The following is a 17,734-nucleotide window of genomic DNA, read 5'->3' as shown; positions in this document are numbered from 1 at the left end:
TTAAGGATTCAACTGCCGAACGGGGCGCACTTCGACACTGCCGACCCGGGCCGCCGGAATGTTCCCGGCGACCTGGATCGCTTCGTTGAGGTCCTTGGCATCGATCAGGTAAAAACCGGCCAACTGCTCCTTGGTTTCAGCGAATGGGCCATCGGTGATCGACATCTTGCCGTTGCGCATACGCACCGTGGTAGCGGTCTGCACCGACTCCAGCGCTTCGGCGGCGACCATCCGGCCGCTGCCCTGGATCGACTCGGCATAGGCCATGCACTCCTCGTCCTTCGGGCTTTCCGGCAGCGAATGCAGCAGGCGCTCATCGCTGTAGACCAGGCATAAATACTTCATGAACGTCTCCTGATTCGAACGGATCAACTATGGGCGTGGATTGGCCATTTGGCGCGGCGCCCCGACAAATAACATCGATCAGGGTTTCAGATCGAACAGGACGGTGCCGCTCATCATGTCGAACGGCGCCGACCAGTGCTCATGGACGATCTGCCACAACCCGCCTTCCTGGCGATAGCACGCACTGCCGCGCATCCAGCAGGCCTGGGTTTCGCCCTTGTCGTTGGTGCCGCCGCAATGGGCCAGCCAATGGGCGAAGGCGATCTCCTGGGACGCCTCGATGCGGATGTCCTGGAACTCGAAAATGTGCGGGCCGGGGCACATTTTCATGCAATCTTCCCAATGCGCGCGATACGCCTCTTTGCCCTTGAATTGCAACGCCTTGACCGCGTCGAAGGAGACGATGTCGTCGGCATACAGGGTCATGATTTTATCGACGTCCTTGGCCATCATGGCCTGACGATAGGTTTCGATCAGGTTCTGGATCTGGGTGTGCGAGTTCATGGTGGTTCTCCGTGGTTTTTATTGGAAGACACCCTTAGTCGTCTGGCGATCCGGCGAATCGACAGAAGAAATAAAAATAATCCATATCGCCAGACTCGCTAGAATCCGAGACTCATTTTCCGTTGGAAACAGGACACGCCAGTGACAGCCCGACTCGTGCCTTATGAAAGCCTGAACACGCTGCAGCGCCAACAGGTCGAGGCCATCGAAGTGCATTCGGAACAGATCAAATTCTCCGGCGACATCCACGGTGCGTTGCACACGTTGTTGTCCAAACCCGGCCCGGGGGTCAAGGGGTTCGCCTTGCTGGCCGAAGACGTTCCCGTGGCGTTCCTGCTGCTCAAGCGCCCGCCAGTGCTGCCAGCCTGGGCCGATGAACACAGCGCGACCCTGCATGCGCTGCAAGTCGATCAACGCGCTCAGGGCCAAGGCTTCGGCAAGGCCTGCCTGCAAGCACTGCCCGAGGTAGCGCGCCAGGCCTGGCCGGAAATCAAAGGGCTGGAGCTGTCGGTGGATGCGGATAACGCTGCGGCGATTGCGCTGTATGCCAAGTATGGTTTTGTCGACAGCGGCGAAGCGTACAAGGGCCGGATCGGTTATGAGCGGCGGATGGGGTTGTTATTTTAATTGCGCGCCGATGAACCTTCGTAGGAGATTACAGCGTCAAAACCATCTCATGCCACGCCATGCCGCCATGGTCGGATGCTGACGGTTTGATGTAGGCAAAACCAAACCCGGCATACAACGGAATATGCCGTTCCTTGCACATCAAATGGATGGTTGCCTTGTTCATCCCGCGCATACGCTCGATGAATTCACCCATCAAACGCTTGGCCAAACCCTGCCCCTGGTAATCCGGGTGCACCACCACCGACATGATCACCACGTTCGGCCCGGCCGGGTCGTGGCCGATAAGCTCCTTGAACGCTTCGTCCGACATTTCCACCTGAAACGCCGCACCGGAATTGATGAAACCGGCTACAACGCCGTCCACTTCGGCCACGATAAAGCCTTCGGGCCAGGTGGCGATGCGGGTGGCGATTTTCTCGCGGGTGGCGGCTTCGTCGCCTTCGTAGGCAACGGTTTCGATGGCGTAGCAACGGTCCAGATCAGCAGACGTGACGTGGCGGATGACGGTGTTCATGGCAGCTCGGGGTCAGCGTGGGAAAGGCGTGAATCATAAATCAGCCGCTGTGTGACATCGAGAAACGAATCGAGCGATCCGTCTCTCGATGCGGGGCTCAAGCCTTGAGCGGCAGCCAGATTTCCAGCTTGCCGGTATTGAGCTTTGGGTTGAAGTCTTCGCTGTAACGCTCAAACTCCGGGGCGTTGAGCAGTTCACGCCCGGACTGCGGCAGCCATGTGCCATGGATGTATTGGAAGGTTTGCGCCAAGGTGTCCAATGAGCCTTTGTGCTCGAACACCACGTATTGCTGCGGCTGAATCTCGACCCAGCGGTACGTCTCCGGCAAATCGTCGAGTTTGCTGATCTCGACCCCGGCGATGTAATCAAAGCCGCCCTGGCCGTCGAAATTGCAGCAGACGCCGTAGGTCACTTCGCCTTTTTGACCCGGGACATGGCCGATGTGGGGCACGAACTTTTCCCAGAGCTCGGGAATGCCTTTTACGGTTTGTTGGGTAAATTTGCCGCCAAGCCCTGCAATCAGCAGGAAGTGTCCATGTACAAACCGTGGCTCGGACACCTCAACGCGTGTTTGCTCATCCATGACTCGACTCCTGGAACTAAAAATGGGTTCGGCTGGGAGTATAGAAGCCAAACCCGATTCGCCCAATTACAGGGCGTGCAACTGCTCGACGGCGCCCGCCCCCACAAACTCGTTGTAACCCGATAGGATCACGTAGATCGCGAAATAGCAGAAGATCGCAGCCGATGCCATATAGGAATAACGCAACAACTTATCGCCCAGCAACTTGCCGCCGTGGCTCGCGGCGAAGCACAGGCCGGCTGACCAGAGCAAACCCGCGCAGAGGAAACCGCCGAGAAACAGTGCCGAGCTGAGCGGGCCACCACCGCCGGAACGGGCGATCAGCGTGCCGCCAACGGCCGCGAACCAGAGAATCGCGCTGGGGGAGGACATGGCGAGAAAAATACCGCGCAAGAACTCCTTGCGATGGGAGTTGTTTCCCACCTCCGCCGTCTGGGCGAGCACTGCCTCGTGGTGAATCGCCGAATAGATCATCTTCGCCGCGAAGTACACCAGCAGCGCCGAACCACCGATCCACAGCACCCAACGCACGGTTTCGTACTGCAGCAACACCGTCATGCCGGCCAGCGCCAGCACGGCGTAGATCAGGTCACCCACACAAGTCCCCAACCCCAGCGCAAAGCCTTGAAAATAGCCGCGCTGCATGGCCAGCGTGATCATCGCAATATTGGCCACGCCAATGTCCAGACACAGCGACAGGCTCAACAAGAAGCCACTGGTAAATTCCATCGAACCCTATCCTTCGGACACATTTGTTTGATTTGAGGCTGGACAGTCTGCCACAGCTGACCGTACATTCCGCCACAGGTCACCGCAGTGACCAGCGTCGCTCGGACGGTTCCGGGCGCTTACGTTATCCGAGGCAACAATGGCCGAACAAGGTTCGCCGCGCCGCTTTGCGCGCATAGATCGACTCCCCCCTTACGTTTTCAACATCACTGCCGAGCTGAAGATGGCCGCCCGTCGTCGTGGCGAAGACATCATCGACTTGAGCATGGGCAACCCCGACGGCCCCACGCCGCCGCACATCGTCGAAAAACTTGTGCAGGTCGCTCAGCGCGAAGACACCCACGGTTACTCCACGTCCAAGGGCATTCCGCGCCTGCGCCGGGCGATTTCCAACTGGTACAAGGAACGCTACGAGGTCGACATCGACCCGGAAAACGAAGCCATTGTCACCATCGGTTCCAAGGAAGGCCTGGCGCATTTGATGCTGGCCACCCTCGACCAGGGCGACACCGTGCTGGTGCCCAACCCGAGCTACCCGATTCACATCTACGGTGCCGTGATTGCCGGCGCCCAGGTGCGGTCGGTGCCGCTGGTGCCGGGTGTGGATTTCTTCGCGGAACTGGAGCGAGCCATTCGCGGGTCGATTCCGAAGCCGAAGATGATGATCCTCGGTTTCCCGTCCAACCCGACCGCACAGTGCGTGGAGCTGGATTTCTTCGAGCGTGTCATCGCCCTCGCCAAGCAATACGACGTGCTGGTGGTGCACGACCTGGCCTACGCCGACATCGTCTACGACGGCTGGAAAGCCCCGTCGATCATGCAGGTGCCAGGCGCCAAAGACATTGCGGTGGAGTTTTTCACCCTGTCCAAAAGCTACAACATGGCCGGCTGGCGCATCGGCTTCATGGTCGGCAACCCGGAACTGGTCAACGCCCTGGCGCGGATCAAGAGCTACCACGACTACGGCACCTTCACCCCGCTGCAAGTCGCGGCGATCGCGGCGCTGGAAGGCGATCAACAATGCGTGCGCGACATCGCCGAGCAGTATCGCCAACGCCGCAACGTGCTGGTCAAAGGCCTGCATGAGCTGGGCTGGATGGTGGAAAACCCGAAGGCATCGATGTACGTCTGGGCCAAGATTCCCGAGGCTTACGCGCATTTGGGCTCGCTGGAGTTCGCCAAGAAACTGCTGGCCGAGGCCAAGGTTTGCGTCTCACCGGGTGTTGGGTTTGGTGAGTATGGCGATGATCACGTGCGATTCGCCCTGATCGAAAACCAGGACCGGATCCGCCAGGCCGTACGTGGGATTCGCGGGATGTTCCGGGCAGATGGCCTGGCCACCAAGTCCACCACCTGACCTGGCTTGTAGGAGCCGGCTTGCTGGCGATGCAGGCGACTCGGTTTAACGTATAACCGCGTCGATGCGATCGCCAGCAAGCCGGCTCCTACAGGGGTTTGCATCAGACACAAAAAAACCGCATCGCTGCGGTTTTTTTGTGCCTGTCGATTCGCTTAAACGAACAGCGACAACAACAGAATAAAGCCCAGGGCCACCACGGAGAGGATGGTTTCCATCGCAGTCCAGGTCTTGAAGGTTTCAGCCACGGTCATGTTGAAGTACTGCTTGACCAGCCAGAAACCGGCGTCATTCACGTGCGACAGGATCAACGAACCGGCACCGGTGGCCAGCACCAGTAGCTCACGGTTCACACCCGGAATCATCCCCACCACCGGCACCACGATGCCGGCACCCGTGATAGTCGCCACGGTCGCCGAACCGGTGGCGATACGGATCACCGCCGCCACCAGCCAGGCCAGCAGGATCGGCGAGATCTGTGCGTTCACTGCCATGTGGCCGATCACGTCGCCCACACCGCTGGTCACCAGCATCTGTTTGAAGCCACCACCGGCACCGATGATCAGGATGATCGCGGCGGTCGGCGCGAGGCTCGCATCCAGCCATTTCATCATTTGGCTGGAACCGATGCCCTGCTTGTAGCCGAAGGTATACAGCGACAGCAGCAATGCCAGCAGCAACGCCGAAATCGGGTGACCGATCAGGTCCATAAAGGCGCGGAAAATGTTGCCGTCCGGCAGCACCACGTCGGCAAAGGTTTTTAGCAGCATCAGGAACACCGGCAGCAGCACGGTCACCAGGGTGATGCCGAAGCTCGGCAGCTCAGCCGAATCGGTTTCGCGCGCCAGTTGATCCACCAGTTCCTGGTTCGGGTGACCGGGAATGTGCTTGGCGATGAACGTACCGAAGATCGGGCCGGCAATGATGGCGGTTGGCAGCGCTACGATCAGGCCGTACAGAATGGTTTTACCGATGTCGGCACCGAACACGCCGATGGCCAGCAGCGGCCCCGGGTGCGGCGGCACCAGGCCATGTACGGCGGACAGACCGGCCAGCAGCGGGATACCGATCTTGATGATCGACACGCCGGTACGGCGGGCCACGATGAACACCAAAGGAATCAGCAACACGAAGCCGATTTCGAAGAACAGCGGAATGCCGACCAGGAACGCGGCGAACATCATTGCCCACTGCACCTTGTCCTTGCCGAAGGCGCGGATCAACGTCTGTGCAATCTGATCCGCACCACCTGATTCGGCCATCATTTTGCCGAGCATCGTACCCAGCGCCAGGATGATGCCGACGAAACCAAGCACGCCACCGAAGCCGTCCTGGAACGCCTTGATGATGGTGCCGATCGGCATGCCGGAGGTCAGGCCGAGGAAGGCAGCGGCGATGATCAGTGCGAGGAACGGGTGCAACTTGAACTTGGTGATCAGGACGATAAGCCCGATCACCGTGACCACTGCATCGAGCAGCAGGAACGTCTCGTGGGACATGCCAAACATTGGGGGTGTCTCCTGGTTGTTGTTGTTATTAAAGCGGGTTAATCAGAAGTGGTGAGGACAGCGCTGTCTTTGCAAGCACAGTCATACCGCCTGTTTCAGGCCGTTCGCCTGCCACCACGCATGAGCCTGCGCCGCCAGTTGCCCGACACTGTTGGTCGAAGCATCCAGCGCCAGGGTCAACGGCTCGCCCACAGGCGATTCGAGGGTGGCGAACTGGCTGTCGATCAGGGTCGACGGCATGAAATGACCCGGCCGATGGGAGACGCGGTCGGCAGCGACTTCAGGGGTCAACTCAAGAAACACGAAACCCAGGCCCGGCAAGGCACTGCGCAGACGTTCGCGATAAATGTGTTTGAGGGCCGAACAGGTCAACACCGGGCGCTCGCCCCTGGCATCGATACGACGCAGTTCATCGCACAGGCTGTCGAGCCAGCCGGCACGGTCTTCGTCGTTCAGGGGGGTACCCGCGCTCATCTTTTCAATGTTGGCGGCAGGGTGAAAGGAGTCGCCTTCAATGGCAGTGGCGCCGCTCAGATGGCACAGGGCCTCGCTGACGCACGTCTTGCCGCAACCGGCAACGCCCATGATGACCAGGGCGGTGATGGGATGATTCATGTAACACCTCAGCGCGCAGACAGCGCTACCTTTGCCGGTTATGACACTCGATCAAAAGCAGAAGTTGCCGACGCCTTTCTTGTCATTTTGTGGGTTGCAGCTGGTTAAGTCCCGACGCCAAAAAGCGAGGATCAGGCGAACCCTCGCTCACGCATTGCAGCTGCATCGAGACAGCGCTACCTTAGTGCCTTGAATTTTGTTTGGCAAGCCGTCGATGACCCCAACTAAAAACGATAAAAATACCCGCACCACTGGCCGCCCTACCCTGAACGAAGTGGCGCGACTGGCTGGCGTCAGCCCGATCACCGCTTCCCGCGCCCTGCGCGGGGTCAGCACGGTGGCCACCGAACTGGTGGAAAAAGTCCAGAAGGCCGCGCTGGAACTCAATTACGTGGTCAATCCTGCCGCCCGCGCCCTGGCCTCGGCCCAGAGCCATTCGGTGGTGGTATTGGTGCCGTCGTTGTCCAACCTGTTGTTCATCGACACCCTGGAAGCCATTCATCAGGTTTTGCGCCCCAAGGGCTTCGAAGTGCTGATCGGCAACTTCCATTACTCGCGCGATGAAGAAGAAAACCTGCTGCGCAATTACATGGCGTATCAGCCGCGCGGCCTGTTGCTGACCGGTTTCGACCGCACCGAAAGTTCGCGTCGGATGATCGAAGCCAGCAACATTCCGTGTGTGTACATGATGGAACTGGACAGCGCCGCCGGGCTCAATTGCGTCGGTTTCTCGCAGTTGGCGGCCGGTGAAACGGCGGCCGAGCATTTACTGTCACGCGGGCGCAAGCGCCTGGCTTACATCGGCGCGCAGCTGGATCAACGCACGTTGCTGCGCGGCGAAGGTTTCCGCAAAGCGCTGAAAAAGGCCGGCCTGTATGACCCGGATCTGGAAGTGCTGACGCCCCGCGCCTCCTCCGTCGGCCTCGGCGGCGAGCTGTTCCTGCAACTGCTGGCCAGTCAGCCGGATGTCGATGCGATCTTTTTCGGCAACGACGACCTGGCCCAGGGAGCTTTGCTCGAAGCCATGCGCTGCGGGATCAAGATTCCGGAACAGGTGGCGATTCTGGGTTTCAACGATTTGCCGATGTCAGAACACATGGTTCCGCGCCTCAGCAGCATCAACACCCCCCGCGAAGCCATTGGTCGTCGAGCGGCGGAGCAGATGCTGACGCTGATGGCCGGCAACACCGTGGCCAAACCGGTGCAGGACATGGGGTTTGAGTTGATGGTGCGCGAGAGCACATAGTTTCCCCGTCGCAGCTCCTACACTTGCATATACGCCATTCTCGATGGAGTAGCCCAATGGAACATGCACTGAAGATTCTCGGCAAAGCCTCGTCCATCAACGTCCGAAAAGTGCTGTGGACCTGTGAGGAACTGGGTATTGCCTACGAACGCGAGGACTGGGGCAGTGGTTTTGCATCCACCCACAGCCCCGAGTTCCTGCGCTTCAATCCCAACGCACAGGTGCCGGTGATCATCGATGAGGCTGGCGTGTTGTGGGAATCCAATACCATCTGCCGCTATCTGGCCGGCAAATACCAACACCAGCATGAGCTGCTGCCTGGCGAACCGGCGGCACGCGCCCGGGTTGAACAGTGGATGGACTGGCAAGCCATCGAGCTCAATGCGTCATGGAGTTACGCGTTCATGGCATTGGTGCGCAAGGATCCGGAATTCCAGGACGCGCATCGTACCGACGTCAGCGTGCGTGGCTGGAACCAGAAGATGGGAATCCTTGAACATCAACTCGCAACCACCAAGGCCTACGTGGCCGGTCCACGATTCACCCTGGCGGATATTGTCATCGGTTTGTCGGTCAATCGCTGGCTGATGACGCCGATTGACCGCCCTGATTACCCGGCAGTCGATGAGTATTTCCAACGCCTGGCGCAGCGCCCCGGATTCCTCAAATACGGCTGCAACGGCTTGCCGTGAACGGAAACGAACCCCCTGTGGCGAGGGAGCTTGCTCCCGCTGGGCAGCGAAGCGGCCCCCAAAAAGGAACTGCTGCGCAGTTCAACGGGAGCAAGCTCCCTCGCCACAGGTTCAGCGTTGCGGCTAGTTCAGCTGCAACGTCGAGTTGAACTGGCTGATCGCATCCACCACATGGCGCGAGCCCTGCTGGATTTCCAGAATCACCTCCCCCGCCTCGTTCGCCAACTCCACACCGAGCCCGGTTCGACTCAAACTTGACTGCATGCTCGACACCGCACTCAACGACAAATCGTGGTTCTTGCGCACCACCTCGACAATTTCCAGCGTCGCCTGGCTGGTGCGCGCCGCAAGACTGCGCACTTCATCGGCCACCACCGCAAACCCTCGTCCGTGCTCCCCGGCGCGAGCCGCTTCGATGGCTGCGTTGAGTGCCAGCAAGTTGGTCTGATCGGCAATGCCGCGGATCGTCTGCACAATGGTGCCGATGATGTCGGACTGCTTGCTGACAGCGTCGATGCTCACTGCCGCTTCGTTCAAGTCCTTGGAAATGTCCTGGATGATCTGCACCGTTTGCTGCACCACCTCGGACCCTTTGCGCGCACAAACATCGTTTTGCACGGAGGTGCTGTGGGCCGATTCAGCGGCGGTTTGCAGGGTCGTCATCTGGTGAGTGATGTCGCTGGCAAACTTGACGACTTTGTACAGGCGGCCCTTCGCGTCGAACAACGGGTTGTAGGAGGCTTCGAGAAAGATCGTCTGACCTTGCTTGTTTTTGCGCTCGAAACGATGGGAGTGATATTCGCCGCGATTGAGCGAAGCCCAAAAATTCTTGTAACCCTGGGACTCGGCTTCAGCACGATGACAAAACAGACTGTGGTGTTGCCCCACCACTTCGTTGAGCGTGTACTGCATGGTTTTCAGGAAGTTTTCATTGGCGGTGATCACGCGGCCCTCAGGGGTGAACTCAATCACCGCCATCGAGCGTCCGATCGCTGCAAGCATGCTTTGGTTTTCATGTTCCTTGTTGACCCTGGCAGTGACCTCGGTCGCGACTTTGATCACGCTCCTGACCTGGCGATCGGGGCCCATCACCGGCATGTAACTGGCTTCGAGCCAGATTTCCCTGCCGGCCTTGTCCAACCGCAAAAACGTGCCGCTCAGCGGCTCGCCACGCGCCAGATCACGCCACAACTTGGTGTAGGCGTCGCTGCGGTAATACTGTTCTTCACAAAAAATGCGGTGATGCTTGCCGCGCACTTCATCGGCGCTGTAACCCATGGCGCTGCAGAAATTCTCATTGGCCTCGATCACGAAGCCATCCGGGGTGAATTCAATCATCGCCATCGAACGACTGACCGCCGCCAACTTGGCATTGGCCTCGGTCAGTGCACAACTGAATCGTTCGATTTCCAGCAGGTCAGCCTTGTGATGTAGGTTGAACATAGTCGTATCACCTTCGGCGCGTTCTTTTGATTAATGAAAGTTGCTGGTCTTTCACATCCACCACTACGTTCCACGGAACAGGCACACGCGTTCCTCCAATAAGAAGGAATTGTCAGGTGATAAATGATGATCAATCGGAGGGTCCCTATACCGGCACTCTCATCAAGACATCCTTCTCTTGATAGCCCGCACGCGGGCCAGCCCTAACAGACTCGTCAAGTAACTCCATTTAACGCAAGGCTCCTTTGGTCAAGTGTGGGTGCCTTGAATTGCGCACTCTGACCGCCAATATCGACCTGTCCAGCATGGTCGATATCGTTAGTTACACGTCAGCATAGCCAGCAGCGCCCCTCTTGCAAGGCCACTAATCGGCCATCATGGGGACAAAATCGGTTCAGCGTCCGCAGGGCCGTGAGAAAAATGTATTTCGGTACCGACGAACGGTAAAAAAAGACCCTCAATTCAGCGGTTTACAAGGGAAGTCCTGCAGATTGTTTTCAGCGAATCGCTCCCACATTGCATGGGAGCGATCAGTCAACGCGGGCTCAGTGACCGAACACGTCAACCTTCTTGGCTTTTTTATCAGCACGTTTTTCGATGGCGGTTTTCGCCGGTTTCTTTTTCGCCGCTTTCTTTGAATCCATACCTTTGGACATGACACGTACTCCACACACTGGGATGTGAGATCAGGTATACACCTATCCCCTCGCGCATGTTCTTTTATAATCGCCCGTTTTGCGCACCGACAGTCGAAGACATGCCCAGCACTCAATACAGCCGACTCGACGAGCCGTTATGGCCGTTGATGAACAAGTTCTATCGCGCCCACCAGTCGTCAATGAAAGCCGTCCGTGACGCTCAGTTATGGGTGGCCCGGCGTGACGAAATCGTTGCCGTGCTGTGTCTGCGCCCGGTGTCCGGCGGGCATTGGCTGACGGGGCTGTTTGTCGATCCGGGCTGTCGCGAGCAAGGGATTGCGGCGGGACTGATCGAGGCGGCGGTGAAGGATTGCGAACTCCCGGTGTGGTTGTTCTGTCATCCGGATCTGCGGGGGTTTTATGAGCGTCGCGGCTTTACGTTCGATCCGCAGATGCCTTACGCGATGGTTGAGCGTTTGACGCGCTATGCGCGCAGCAAGCCGATGATTGCGATGGGATTGACCCCATAAACAATTGTGGGAGCGAACATGCTCGCTCCCACAGGGTTTGGGGTGGTTTTATTCGTCCGCGTTGGGATCAAGATCCGGGAACATCACCTCGGTAAACCCGAACTTGCTGAAGTCCGTAATCCGCGAAGGGTACAGGCGGCCTATCAAGTGATCGCACTCATGCTGCACCACCCGCGCGTGGAACCCCGAGGCAATGCGCACGATGGGTTCGCCCTTGGGGTCGACACCTTCGTAGCGAATATGCTGGTAGCGCTGTACCTCGCCGCGCAGGCCGGGCACTGACAAACAACCTTCAAAGCCCTCCTCAAGCGTCGGGCTCAGCGGCGTGATCAACGGGTTGATCAGAATCGTCTGCGGCACCGCTTCGGCGTCCGGATAGCGCTCGCTGTGCTCGAACCCGAAAATCACCAATTGCAGGTCGACGCCAATCTGCGGTGCGGCGAGGCCGACTCCGCCGACACTTTCCATGGTCTGGAACATGTCGTCGATGAGTTGCCACAGCTCGGGGCTGTCGAACATCTCGGCGGGTACGGGCGGAGCAATGCGCAGCAGGCGCTCGTCGCCCATTTTCAGAATGTCACGAATCATGTTTGGGCTTCGTCAGTGGTCGGCTTGAGCGAGTGATCCCGGCCCAGCCCCGACACGTGGTGCTTTTCCTCATGGCCCGGACCGTGTTCGCCGGGGACCTTTTCGCCGGGGTCCTTGCCCTCTCGCGACATGTGCTCGATCACTGCATTCATTTCCGCGCCGAGCAACAGCACCGCGGCGGAAATGTAGAAGTACAGCAACAGCACGATGATCGCGCCGATACTGCCATACATGGCGTTGTAGTTGGCGAACTCCTTGACGTAGAAGCCGAAGCCCAGCGACGCGATGATCCATACCACCACGGCCAGTACAGAGCCGGGCGTGATGAAGCGAAACTCCTGTTTGACGTCAGGCATGACGTAGTAGATCAACGCCACTGCGACCATCAACAGGATCACGATCACCGGCCAGCGTGCGATGGTCCAGAGTGTGACGATGAAATATTCGAGGCCGACTTGCGATGCGATCCAGCTCATCACTTGAGGACCGAGCACCATCAGCGCGGCGGCGATCAGCAACATACCGGCGATGCCGACCGTGTAGATGATCGACAGCGGAAAACGCTTCCACGCAGGACGACCTTCCACCACGTCGTAGGCAGCGTTCATCGCGCTCATCATCAAGCGCACACCGGCTGAAGCGGTCCACAAGGCAATCACAATACCCACCGACAGCAAACCACCCTTGGACTGCTGAAGCTGGTCAATGACCGGGTTGACCTGTTCCAGGGCCTGGGGCGGCAGCACGAGTTCCGATTGCAGGCGCAGCCACGAAAAAAAATCAGGCAGGTGCAAAAAACCGATCAAGGCAATCAGAAACAGAATGAACGGAAACAGCGAAAACAGCATTTGATAGGCAAGCGCCGAGGCATAGGTCGACATCTCGTCGTCGACGAACTCGGTGACCGTGCGCACCATCACACGGTGCAGGGGCAAGCCTCTCATGTCCGGGAAAATCATTAGCGTCTCCATCCGCCGCAAACAGATTCGGGTTCAAGTTGTGGCGACTCAGGGGCCGTTTTCTTCCATCAAAGTAGCGCACTTCGCGACTTTGAAACAATTTCAGTGATCAAGTTCAGGCTGACACAAAAACGGCCATCTGAAGATGGCCGTTCCTTACCGTCATCCAAGGCCGAATCAGGCCTCGTCGACGCTTTTCTTGACCGCATCCTTGGCTTTGCCTATGGCTTGTTGTGCTTCGCCTTTCTTTTCCTGCACCACGCCTTCGGCGCGCATTTTGTCATTACCGGTGGCCTTGCCAACGCCTTGCTTGACGTTGCCCACGGCTTCATTGGCCATGCCTTTCACTTTATCGCCTGTGCTGCTCATGGTATTTCTCCTGTGAACATCGGGATGGAAAAGTGGTTACACAAGGTTGACCGGGGGCGTTTGCGCGGAGTTTCATTTATTTTCACCGCGTCATTTCATCGCTCGATGCAGGTTGGGCTTTATGTTTGCCCGGCAACCCCCGAGAATGTGCAACACTTTCAGGCCATGGCGCTGAAGATCCAATCCCGTAGGAATGTTATGAAACTCGATAAAAAGCAGGCCATTGCCCGCAGAAACCAGGAACTCGGCGGTGCTGTGCTTGGCGTCAACAACTGCCACTTCGCCGAACTGAACCGTAACCGCAACATCTGGTGGTTCGACCTCCCGGTCGCGCGCCTGGCGATTGGTCAGTACGAGTGGATTCACCTGCTGATGCACACACCGGACACCGACGAACTGCTGCACCTGAAAGTGCCGACCGTGTTCCTGCGCGAGAAACTTGAAGGCCTGGTGATACGCAACGAAGGCAAGCGCAAGGCGGCCCTGAGCCTGGAACTGAGCGCCGACAAGGACTCGTACCTGCAGGACATGCGTCCGACAGGGACCAACGTCAACTTCGCGCCGTTCCGCTTGTAATACACAAAATCGTTGTGGCGAGGGGGCTTGCCCCCGTTCGGCGGCGCAGCCGTCGTAAATCAGATGAGTATGGTGTGTCAGGCGAATGGCAACTGCTGGTTTTGGGGCCGCTTCGCAGCCCAGCGGGGGCAAGCCCCCTCGCCACAAAAGCACTTTGACCAGAAAGTCTGCGCCAACAAAAAGCCCCGCATTTGCGGGGCTTTTTGTATTACGCGGTGGCTTTCTTCGCGTTGATCTTTTTCAGCTCTTCATCGCGCAATTCACGACGCAAGATCTTGCCGACGTTGGTGGTCGGCAGTGCATCGCGGAACTCCACGGCGCGCGGGACCTTGTAGCCGGTGACGTTGGCGCGCATGTGCTCCATCACCTGTTCCTTGGTCAGGGTCACGCCCGGTTTGGCAACGATGAAGATCTTGATCGCCTCGCCCGACTTTTCGTCAGGCACGCCGATGGCTGCGCATTGCAGCACGCCCGGCAGAACGGCGAGCACGTCTTCCAGCTCGTTCGGGTACACGTTGAAACCGGAGACCAGGATCATGTCTTTCTTGCGATCGACAATGCGCAGGTAACCATCCGCCTGAATCAGCGCGATATCACCGGTTTTCAGCCAGCCTTCGCTGTCGAGCATTTCATCGGTCGCGTCCTGGCGCTGCCAGTAACCTTTCATGACTTGCGGGCCCTTCACGCACAGCTCGCCGATCTCACCCATTGGCTGTTCAACGCCCGCATCGTCGATGACTTTGCACAGGGTCGAGGGCACCGGAATGCCGATGGTGCCGATCTGAATGTTCTGGATCGGGTTGACCGTCGCGACCGGGCTGGTTTCGGTCATGCCGTAACCTTCGCAGATGGCGCAACCGGTGACCGCTTTCCAGCGTTCGGCCGCGGCCAGTTGCAGGGCCATGCCGCCGGACAACGTGACTTTCAGCGCCGAGAAATCCAGCTTGCGGAAGCCTTCGTTGTTACACAGGGCCACGAACAGCGTGTTCAGCCCGACGAAACCGCTGAACTTCCACTTCGACAGTTCCTTGACCATCGCCGGCAGGTCGCGCGGGTTGCTGATCAGGATGTTGTGGTTGCCGATCAGCATCATCGCCATGCAATGAAAGGTGAACGCATAGATGTGGTACAGCGGCAGCGGCGTGATCAGGATCTCGCAACCTTCATTCAGGTTGGAACCCATCAGTGCCTTGCATTGCAGCATGTTGGCGACGAGGTTGCGGTGGGTCAGCATCGCGCCCTTGGCTACGCCCGTGGTGCCGCCGGTGTATTGCAGCACCGCGACATCACCGCTGGCGGGGCTGGCTTCCGCGACCGGTTGGCCCATGCCTTTGCTCAGCACATCGTTGAACTTGACGGCTTTGGGCAGGTGATACGCCGGGACCATCTTCTTCACGTATTTGATGACGCTGTTGATCAGCAGGCGCTTGAGCGGCGGCAGCAGGTCGGCGACTTCGGTGATGATGACGTGCTTGACGCCCGTCTTCGGCACGACCGTTTCAGCCAGGTGCGCCATGTTGGCCAGGCAGACCAACGCTTTGGCACCGGAGTCATTGAACTGGTGTTCCATTTCCCGCGCGGTGTACAGCGGGTTGGTATTGACCACGATCATGCCGGCGCGGATGGCACCGAAGACGGCAACCGGGTACTGCAACACGTTGGGCAGTTGCACCGCGATTCGATCGCCGGGCTGCAAGTCGGTATGCTGTTGCAGGTAAGCGGCAAAGGCACCGGACAATTCGTACAGTTCACCGTAGGTGATTGTCTTGCCCAGGTTGCTGAATGCCGGCTTATTGGCGAAGCGTTGGCAGGATTGCTTCAACACTGCCTGAATATTCGGGTACTCGTCTGGATTGATGTCGCAAGCAATCCCAGCTGGGTACTTATCCTTCCAAAAGTCTTCGTTCATGGAAGCCCACTCCTCAGCAACGCGAATTCAGCACCGCATTTGATGCGATTATTATTGGTGTTTGGTCATTGGTGAATCTGGCTGACAGAAGGCCGAGAAGTCACAAAGCGCGCCGAGAGTAGCAGCTTTGCCAAGGGTCGCCTAGAGCCAAAAGCGGCCTCTACAGTCACAATTGTGACTCAAGAATAACAAGCAGTCATTTTAGAGCAAAAAACCTATTAGTCTCTGAAACCCACGGATTTCGGGGCTCAAAGCAAAAGATCGCACCGATTTACGAAAATTTACGCGATATCACGCAACTCCCGCCGCAGAATCTTGCCCACCGGCGTCATCGGCAACGACTCACGCAACACAATGTGCTTGGGTACCTTGTACGCCGTGAAGTTCTCCTTGCAGTAGGCCTTCAGCTCTTCAAGGCTGACACCCGCTTCGCGAGCCACCACAAACAGCTTCACCGCCTCTCCCGACCGTTCGTCTGGCACGCCGATGACTGCGCAGTTAGCGACATTCGGGTGAGCCATCACCACGTCTTCGATTTCGTTCGGGTACACGTTGAAACCAGAGACGATGATCATGTCTTTCTTGCGATCGACGATGCGCACGAAACCGTCCGGATCGATCACCGCAATGTCGCCGGACTTGAACCAGCCCTCGGCGTCCAGCACCTCGGCGGTGGCCTCGGGTTTCTGCCAGTAGCCCTTCATGATCTGCGGACCTTTGATGCACAGTTCGCCGCGCTCGCCCAAGGGCTGTTCGACGCCGTCATCACTGATCACTTTCAACGTGGTGCCCGGCACCGGCAGGCCGACGGTACCGATCCGCGACTGGTCGCCGTAAGGGTTGGTGCAGGCCACCGGCGAGGTTTCGGTCAGGCCGTAGCCTTCGGTGATGCGGCAGCCGGTCATCTGCTCCCAGCGTTCGGCGGTCGCCTTGACCAGCGCGGTGCCGCCGGAGTTGGTGAGCTTGAGCGTCGAGAAGTCCAGGGTCTTGAAGTCCGGGTGATCCATCAGCGCGACGAACAGCGTGTTAAGCCCCAGCAGTGCCGAGAACCGCCAGTTCTTCAGCTCTTTGATGAAGCCACCGATGTCCCGTGGATTGGTGATCAGCACGTTGTGATTGCCCGACACCATCATGCACATGCAATTCGCCGTAAATGCATAGATGTGGTACAGCGGCAGTGGTGCAATCATCACCTCCTGCCCTTCGCGCAACAGCGGTTGACCGTCGTTGCCGAACTGCTCCAGGCATGCGCGCACCTGTTGCATGTTGGCGACCAGGTTGCCATGGGTCAGCATCGCGCCCTTGGCCAGACCGGTGGTGCCGCCGGTGTATTGCAGCACGGCGATATCATCGAGGCCGACGTTCAGCGGCTTGATGCCCAGGCCTCGGCCCAGCGCCAACGCGCTCTTGAAGGAAACGGCCTGGGGCAAGGCATACTCCGGGACCATTTTCTTGACCTTGCTGACCAGGGTGTTGACCAGCCAGCCCTTGGCGGCAGGCATCAGGTCGCCCATCTTCGCTTCGATCAGGTACTGGATATCGGTGTCGGGAAGTACTTCCTGGACCTTCTGGCCGAACATGTTCAAGTACACCAGCGCCCGGGCACCCGAGTCCTTGAACTGATGACGCATCTCCCGCGCGGTGTACAGCGGGTTGGTGTTGACCACGATCAGCCCGGCGCGCAAGGCACCGAATACAGCGATCGGATAATGCAGGACGTTGGGCATCTGCACTGCGATGCGATCCCCGGCGACCAGATCGGTGTGCGATTGCAGGTAAGCGGCAAAAGCGGCGCTATGGCGTTCCAGTTCGGCGTAGGTCAGGGTCACGCCCATGTTGCTGAAGGCCGGGCGATCAGCAAATTTCTTGCAGGAACGCTCGAACACCTCGATCACCGATTTGTAAGCCCCAACGTCAATATCCAGGGGTACGCCGGCCGGGCGTTTGTCATTCCAGAAATCAGGTTGCATTGTTCTTGTCCTCTTTACCTGAGCCTATC

At 58.4% G+C, this 17,734-nt stretch carries 18 protein-coding genes and 2 pseudogenes; 6 read left to right on the top strand and 14 right to left on the bottom strand.

The window, feature by feature from the left end; all coding sequences use genetic code 11:
- Together CKW15_RS23060 and CKW15_RS23055 are read right to left on the bottom strand one after the other, a co-directional pair.
- Positions 1–345: a YciI family protein gene (locus CKW15_RS23060; protein WP_057713581.1), complete on the bottom strand. Its 345-nt coding sequence runs from the start codon at positions 343–345 to the stop codon at positions 1–3.
- A 78-nt stretch (positions 346–423) separates the two neighbouring features.
- Positions 424–849, bottom strand: coding sequence for a nuclear transport factor 2 family protein (locus CKW15_RS23055; RefSeq protein WP_095058784.1), 426 nt, complete (start codon positions 847–849; stop codon positions 424–426).
- A 141-nt stretch (positions 850–990) separates the two neighbouring features.
- Here CKW15_RS23055 and CKW15_RS23050 point away from each other — a divergent pair, with 141 nt between their 5' ends.
- A complete protein-coding gene (locus CKW15_RS23050; RefSeq protein WP_095058785.1) occupies positions 991–1,476 on the top strand; it encodes a GNAT family N-acetyltransferase in 486 nt (161 codons plus the stop codon).
- A 28-nt stretch (positions 1,477–1,504) separates the two neighbouring features.
- Here the strand turns inward: CKW15_RS23050 and CKW15_RS23045 are convergent, their stop codons facing one another.
- The 3 genes from CKW15_RS23045 to CKW15_RS23035 all read right to left on the bottom strand — a co-directional run bounded on the left by CKW15_RS23045 (position 1,505) and on the right by CKW15_RS23035 (position 3,305).
- Positions 1,505–1,993 carry a GNAT family N-acetyltransferase gene (locus tag CKW15_RS23045; RefSeq protein ID WP_095058786.1) on the bottom strand — a complete coding sequence of 163 codons (489 nt, stop codon included), beginning with the start codon at positions 1,991–1,993 and terminating at the stop codon, positions 1,505–1,507.
- Positions 1,994–2,090: 97 nt separating this feature from the next.
- Complete coding sequence (locus CKW15_RS23040; protein ID WP_095058787.1) at positions 2,091–2,576, bottom strand: GyrI-like domain-containing protein; 486 nt, start codon at positions 2,574–2,576, stop codon at positions 2,091–2,093.
- 66 nt (positions 2,577–2,642) lie between these two features.
- The gene (locus tag CKW15_RS23035; protein ID WP_095058788.1) at positions 2,643–3,305 is read right to left on the bottom strand and encodes a LysE family translocator; all 663 of its coding nucleotides are present in this window, start codon (positions 3,303–3,305) and stop codon (positions 2,643–2,645) included.
- A 139-nt stretch (positions 3,306–3,444) separates the two neighbouring features.
- On the opposite strand from CKW15_RS23035, the gene alaC reads away from it, so the two are divergent.
- Positions 3,445–4,662, top strand: coding sequence for an alanine transaminase (gene alaC, locus CKW15_RS23030; RefSeq protein WP_095058789.1), 1,218 nt, complete (start codon positions 3,445–3,447; stop codon positions 4,660–4,662).
- A 155-nt stretch (positions 4,663–4,817) separates the two neighbouring features.
- On the opposite strand, the gene CKW15_RS23025 is transcribed toward alaC, so the two are convergent.
- Both CKW15_RS23025 and CKW15_RS23020 read right to left on the bottom strand, forming a co-directional pair.
- Positions 4,818–6,170 (bottom strand): GntP family permease, encoded by a 1,353-nt coding sequence (locus CKW15_RS23025; RefSeq protein WP_053155456.1) that lies wholly within the window; start codon positions 6,168–6,170, stop codon positions 4,818–4,820.
- Positions 6,171–6,251: 81 nt separating this feature from the next.
- On the bottom strand, positions 6,252–6,785 hold the full coding sequence (locus CKW15_RS23020) for a gluconokinase (RefSeq protein ID WP_095058790.1): 534 nt from the start codon (positions 6,783–6,785) through the stop codon (positions 6,252–6,254).
- Positions 6,786–6,999: 214 nt separating this feature from the next.
- On the opposite strand from CKW15_RS23020, the gene CKW15_RS23015 reads away from it, so the two are divergent.
- On the top strand, positions 7,000–8,031 hold the full coding sequence (locus tag CKW15_RS23015) for a LacI family DNA-binding transcriptional regulator (protein ID WP_095058791.1): 1,032 nt from the start codon (positions 7,000–7,002) through the stop codon (positions 8,029–8,031).
- Between the two features lie 56 nt (positions 8,032–8,087).
- Positions 8,088–8,723, top strand: a complete 636-nt coding sequence (locus CKW15_RS23010) for a glutathione S-transferase family protein (protein WP_095058792.1) — start codon at positions 8,088–8,090, stop codon at positions 8,721–8,723.
- Positions 8,724–8,846: 123 nt separating this feature from the next.
- On the opposite strand, the pseudogene CKW15_RS29180 reads toward CKW15_RS23010, so the two are convergent.
- Positions 8,847–9,260 (bottom strand): annotated as a pseudogene (locus tag CKW15_RS29180) (methyl-accepting chemotaxis protein); the annotation flags it as partial.
- 132 nt (positions 9,261–9,392) lie between these two features.
- Positions 9,393–10,061: pseudogene (locus tag CKW15_RS29175) on the bottom strand (PAS domain-containing protein); the annotation flags it as partial.
- Positions 10,062–10,923: 862 nt separating this feature from the next.
- On the opposite strand from CKW15_RS29175, the gene CKW15_RS23000 reads away from it, so the two are divergent.
- Positions 10,924–11,334 (top strand): GNAT family N-acetyltransferase, encoded by a 411-nt coding sequence (locus CKW15_RS23000; protein WP_095058828.1) that lies wholly within the window; start codon positions 10,924–10,926, stop codon positions 11,332–11,334.
- Positions 11,335–11,382: 48 nt separating this feature from the next.
- On the opposite strand, the gene def is transcribed toward CKW15_RS23000, so the two are convergent.
- The 3 genes from def to CKW15_RS22985 all read right to left on the bottom strand — a co-directional run bounded on the left by def (position 11,383) and on the right by CKW15_RS22985 (position 13,250).
- Positions 11,383–11,922, bottom strand: coding sequence for a peptide deformylase (gene def, locus CKW15_RS22995; RefSeq protein ID WP_095058794.1), 540 nt, complete (start codon positions 11,920–11,922; stop codon positions 11,383–11,385).
- Positions 11,919–12,881, bottom strand: a complete 963-nt coding sequence (locus CKW15_RS22990; protein ID WP_095058795.1) for a YihY/virulence factor BrkB family protein — start codon at positions 12,879–12,881, stop codon at positions 11,919–11,921. Before CKW15_RS22990 ends, def begins: the two co-directional genes overlap by 4 nt.
- A gap of 177 nt (positions 12,882–13,058) precedes the next feature.
- A complete protein-coding gene (locus CKW15_RS22985; RefSeq protein ID WP_095058796.1) occupies positions 13,059–13,250 on the bottom strand; it encodes a CsbD family protein in 192 nt (63 codons plus the stop codon).
- A 198-nt stretch (positions 13,251–13,448) separates the two neighbouring features.
- Here CKW15_RS22985 and CKW15_RS22980 point away from each other — a divergent pair, with 198 nt between their 5' ends.
- Positions 13,449–13,826, top strand: coding sequence for a hypothetical protein (locus CKW15_RS22980; protein WP_095058797.1), 378 nt, complete (start codon positions 13,449–13,451; stop codon positions 13,824–13,826).
- A gap of 208 nt (positions 13,827–14,034) precedes the next feature.
- Here the strand turns inward: CKW15_RS22980 and fadD1 are convergent, their stop codons facing one another.
- Together fadD1 and fadD2 are read right to left on the bottom strand one after the other, a co-directional pair.
- Positions 14,035–15,735, bottom strand: coding sequence for a long-chain-fatty-acid--CoA ligase FadD1 (gene fadD1, locus CKW15_RS22975; RefSeq protein WP_095058798.1), 1,701 nt, complete (start codon positions 15,733–15,735; stop codon positions 14,035–14,037).
- Positions 15,736–16,016: 281 nt separating this feature from the next.
- Complete coding sequence (fadD2, locus tag CKW15_RS22970; RefSeq protein WP_095058799.1) at positions 16,017–17,705, bottom strand: long-chain-fatty-acid--CoA ligase FadD2; 1,689 nt, start codon at positions 17,703–17,705, stop codon at positions 16,017–16,019.
- Positions 17,706–17,734: the final 29 nt, after the last annotated feature.

Source organism: Pseudomonas sp. Irchel s3b5 (assembly GCF_900187435.1).
Taxonomy (GTDB): Bacteria; Pseudomonadota; Gammaproteobacteria; order Pseudomonadales; family Pseudomonadaceae; genus Aquipseudomonas.
Note: the sequence above shows the minus strand (reverse complement) of the source record. Positions and strands in the feature narration are given on the sequence as shown.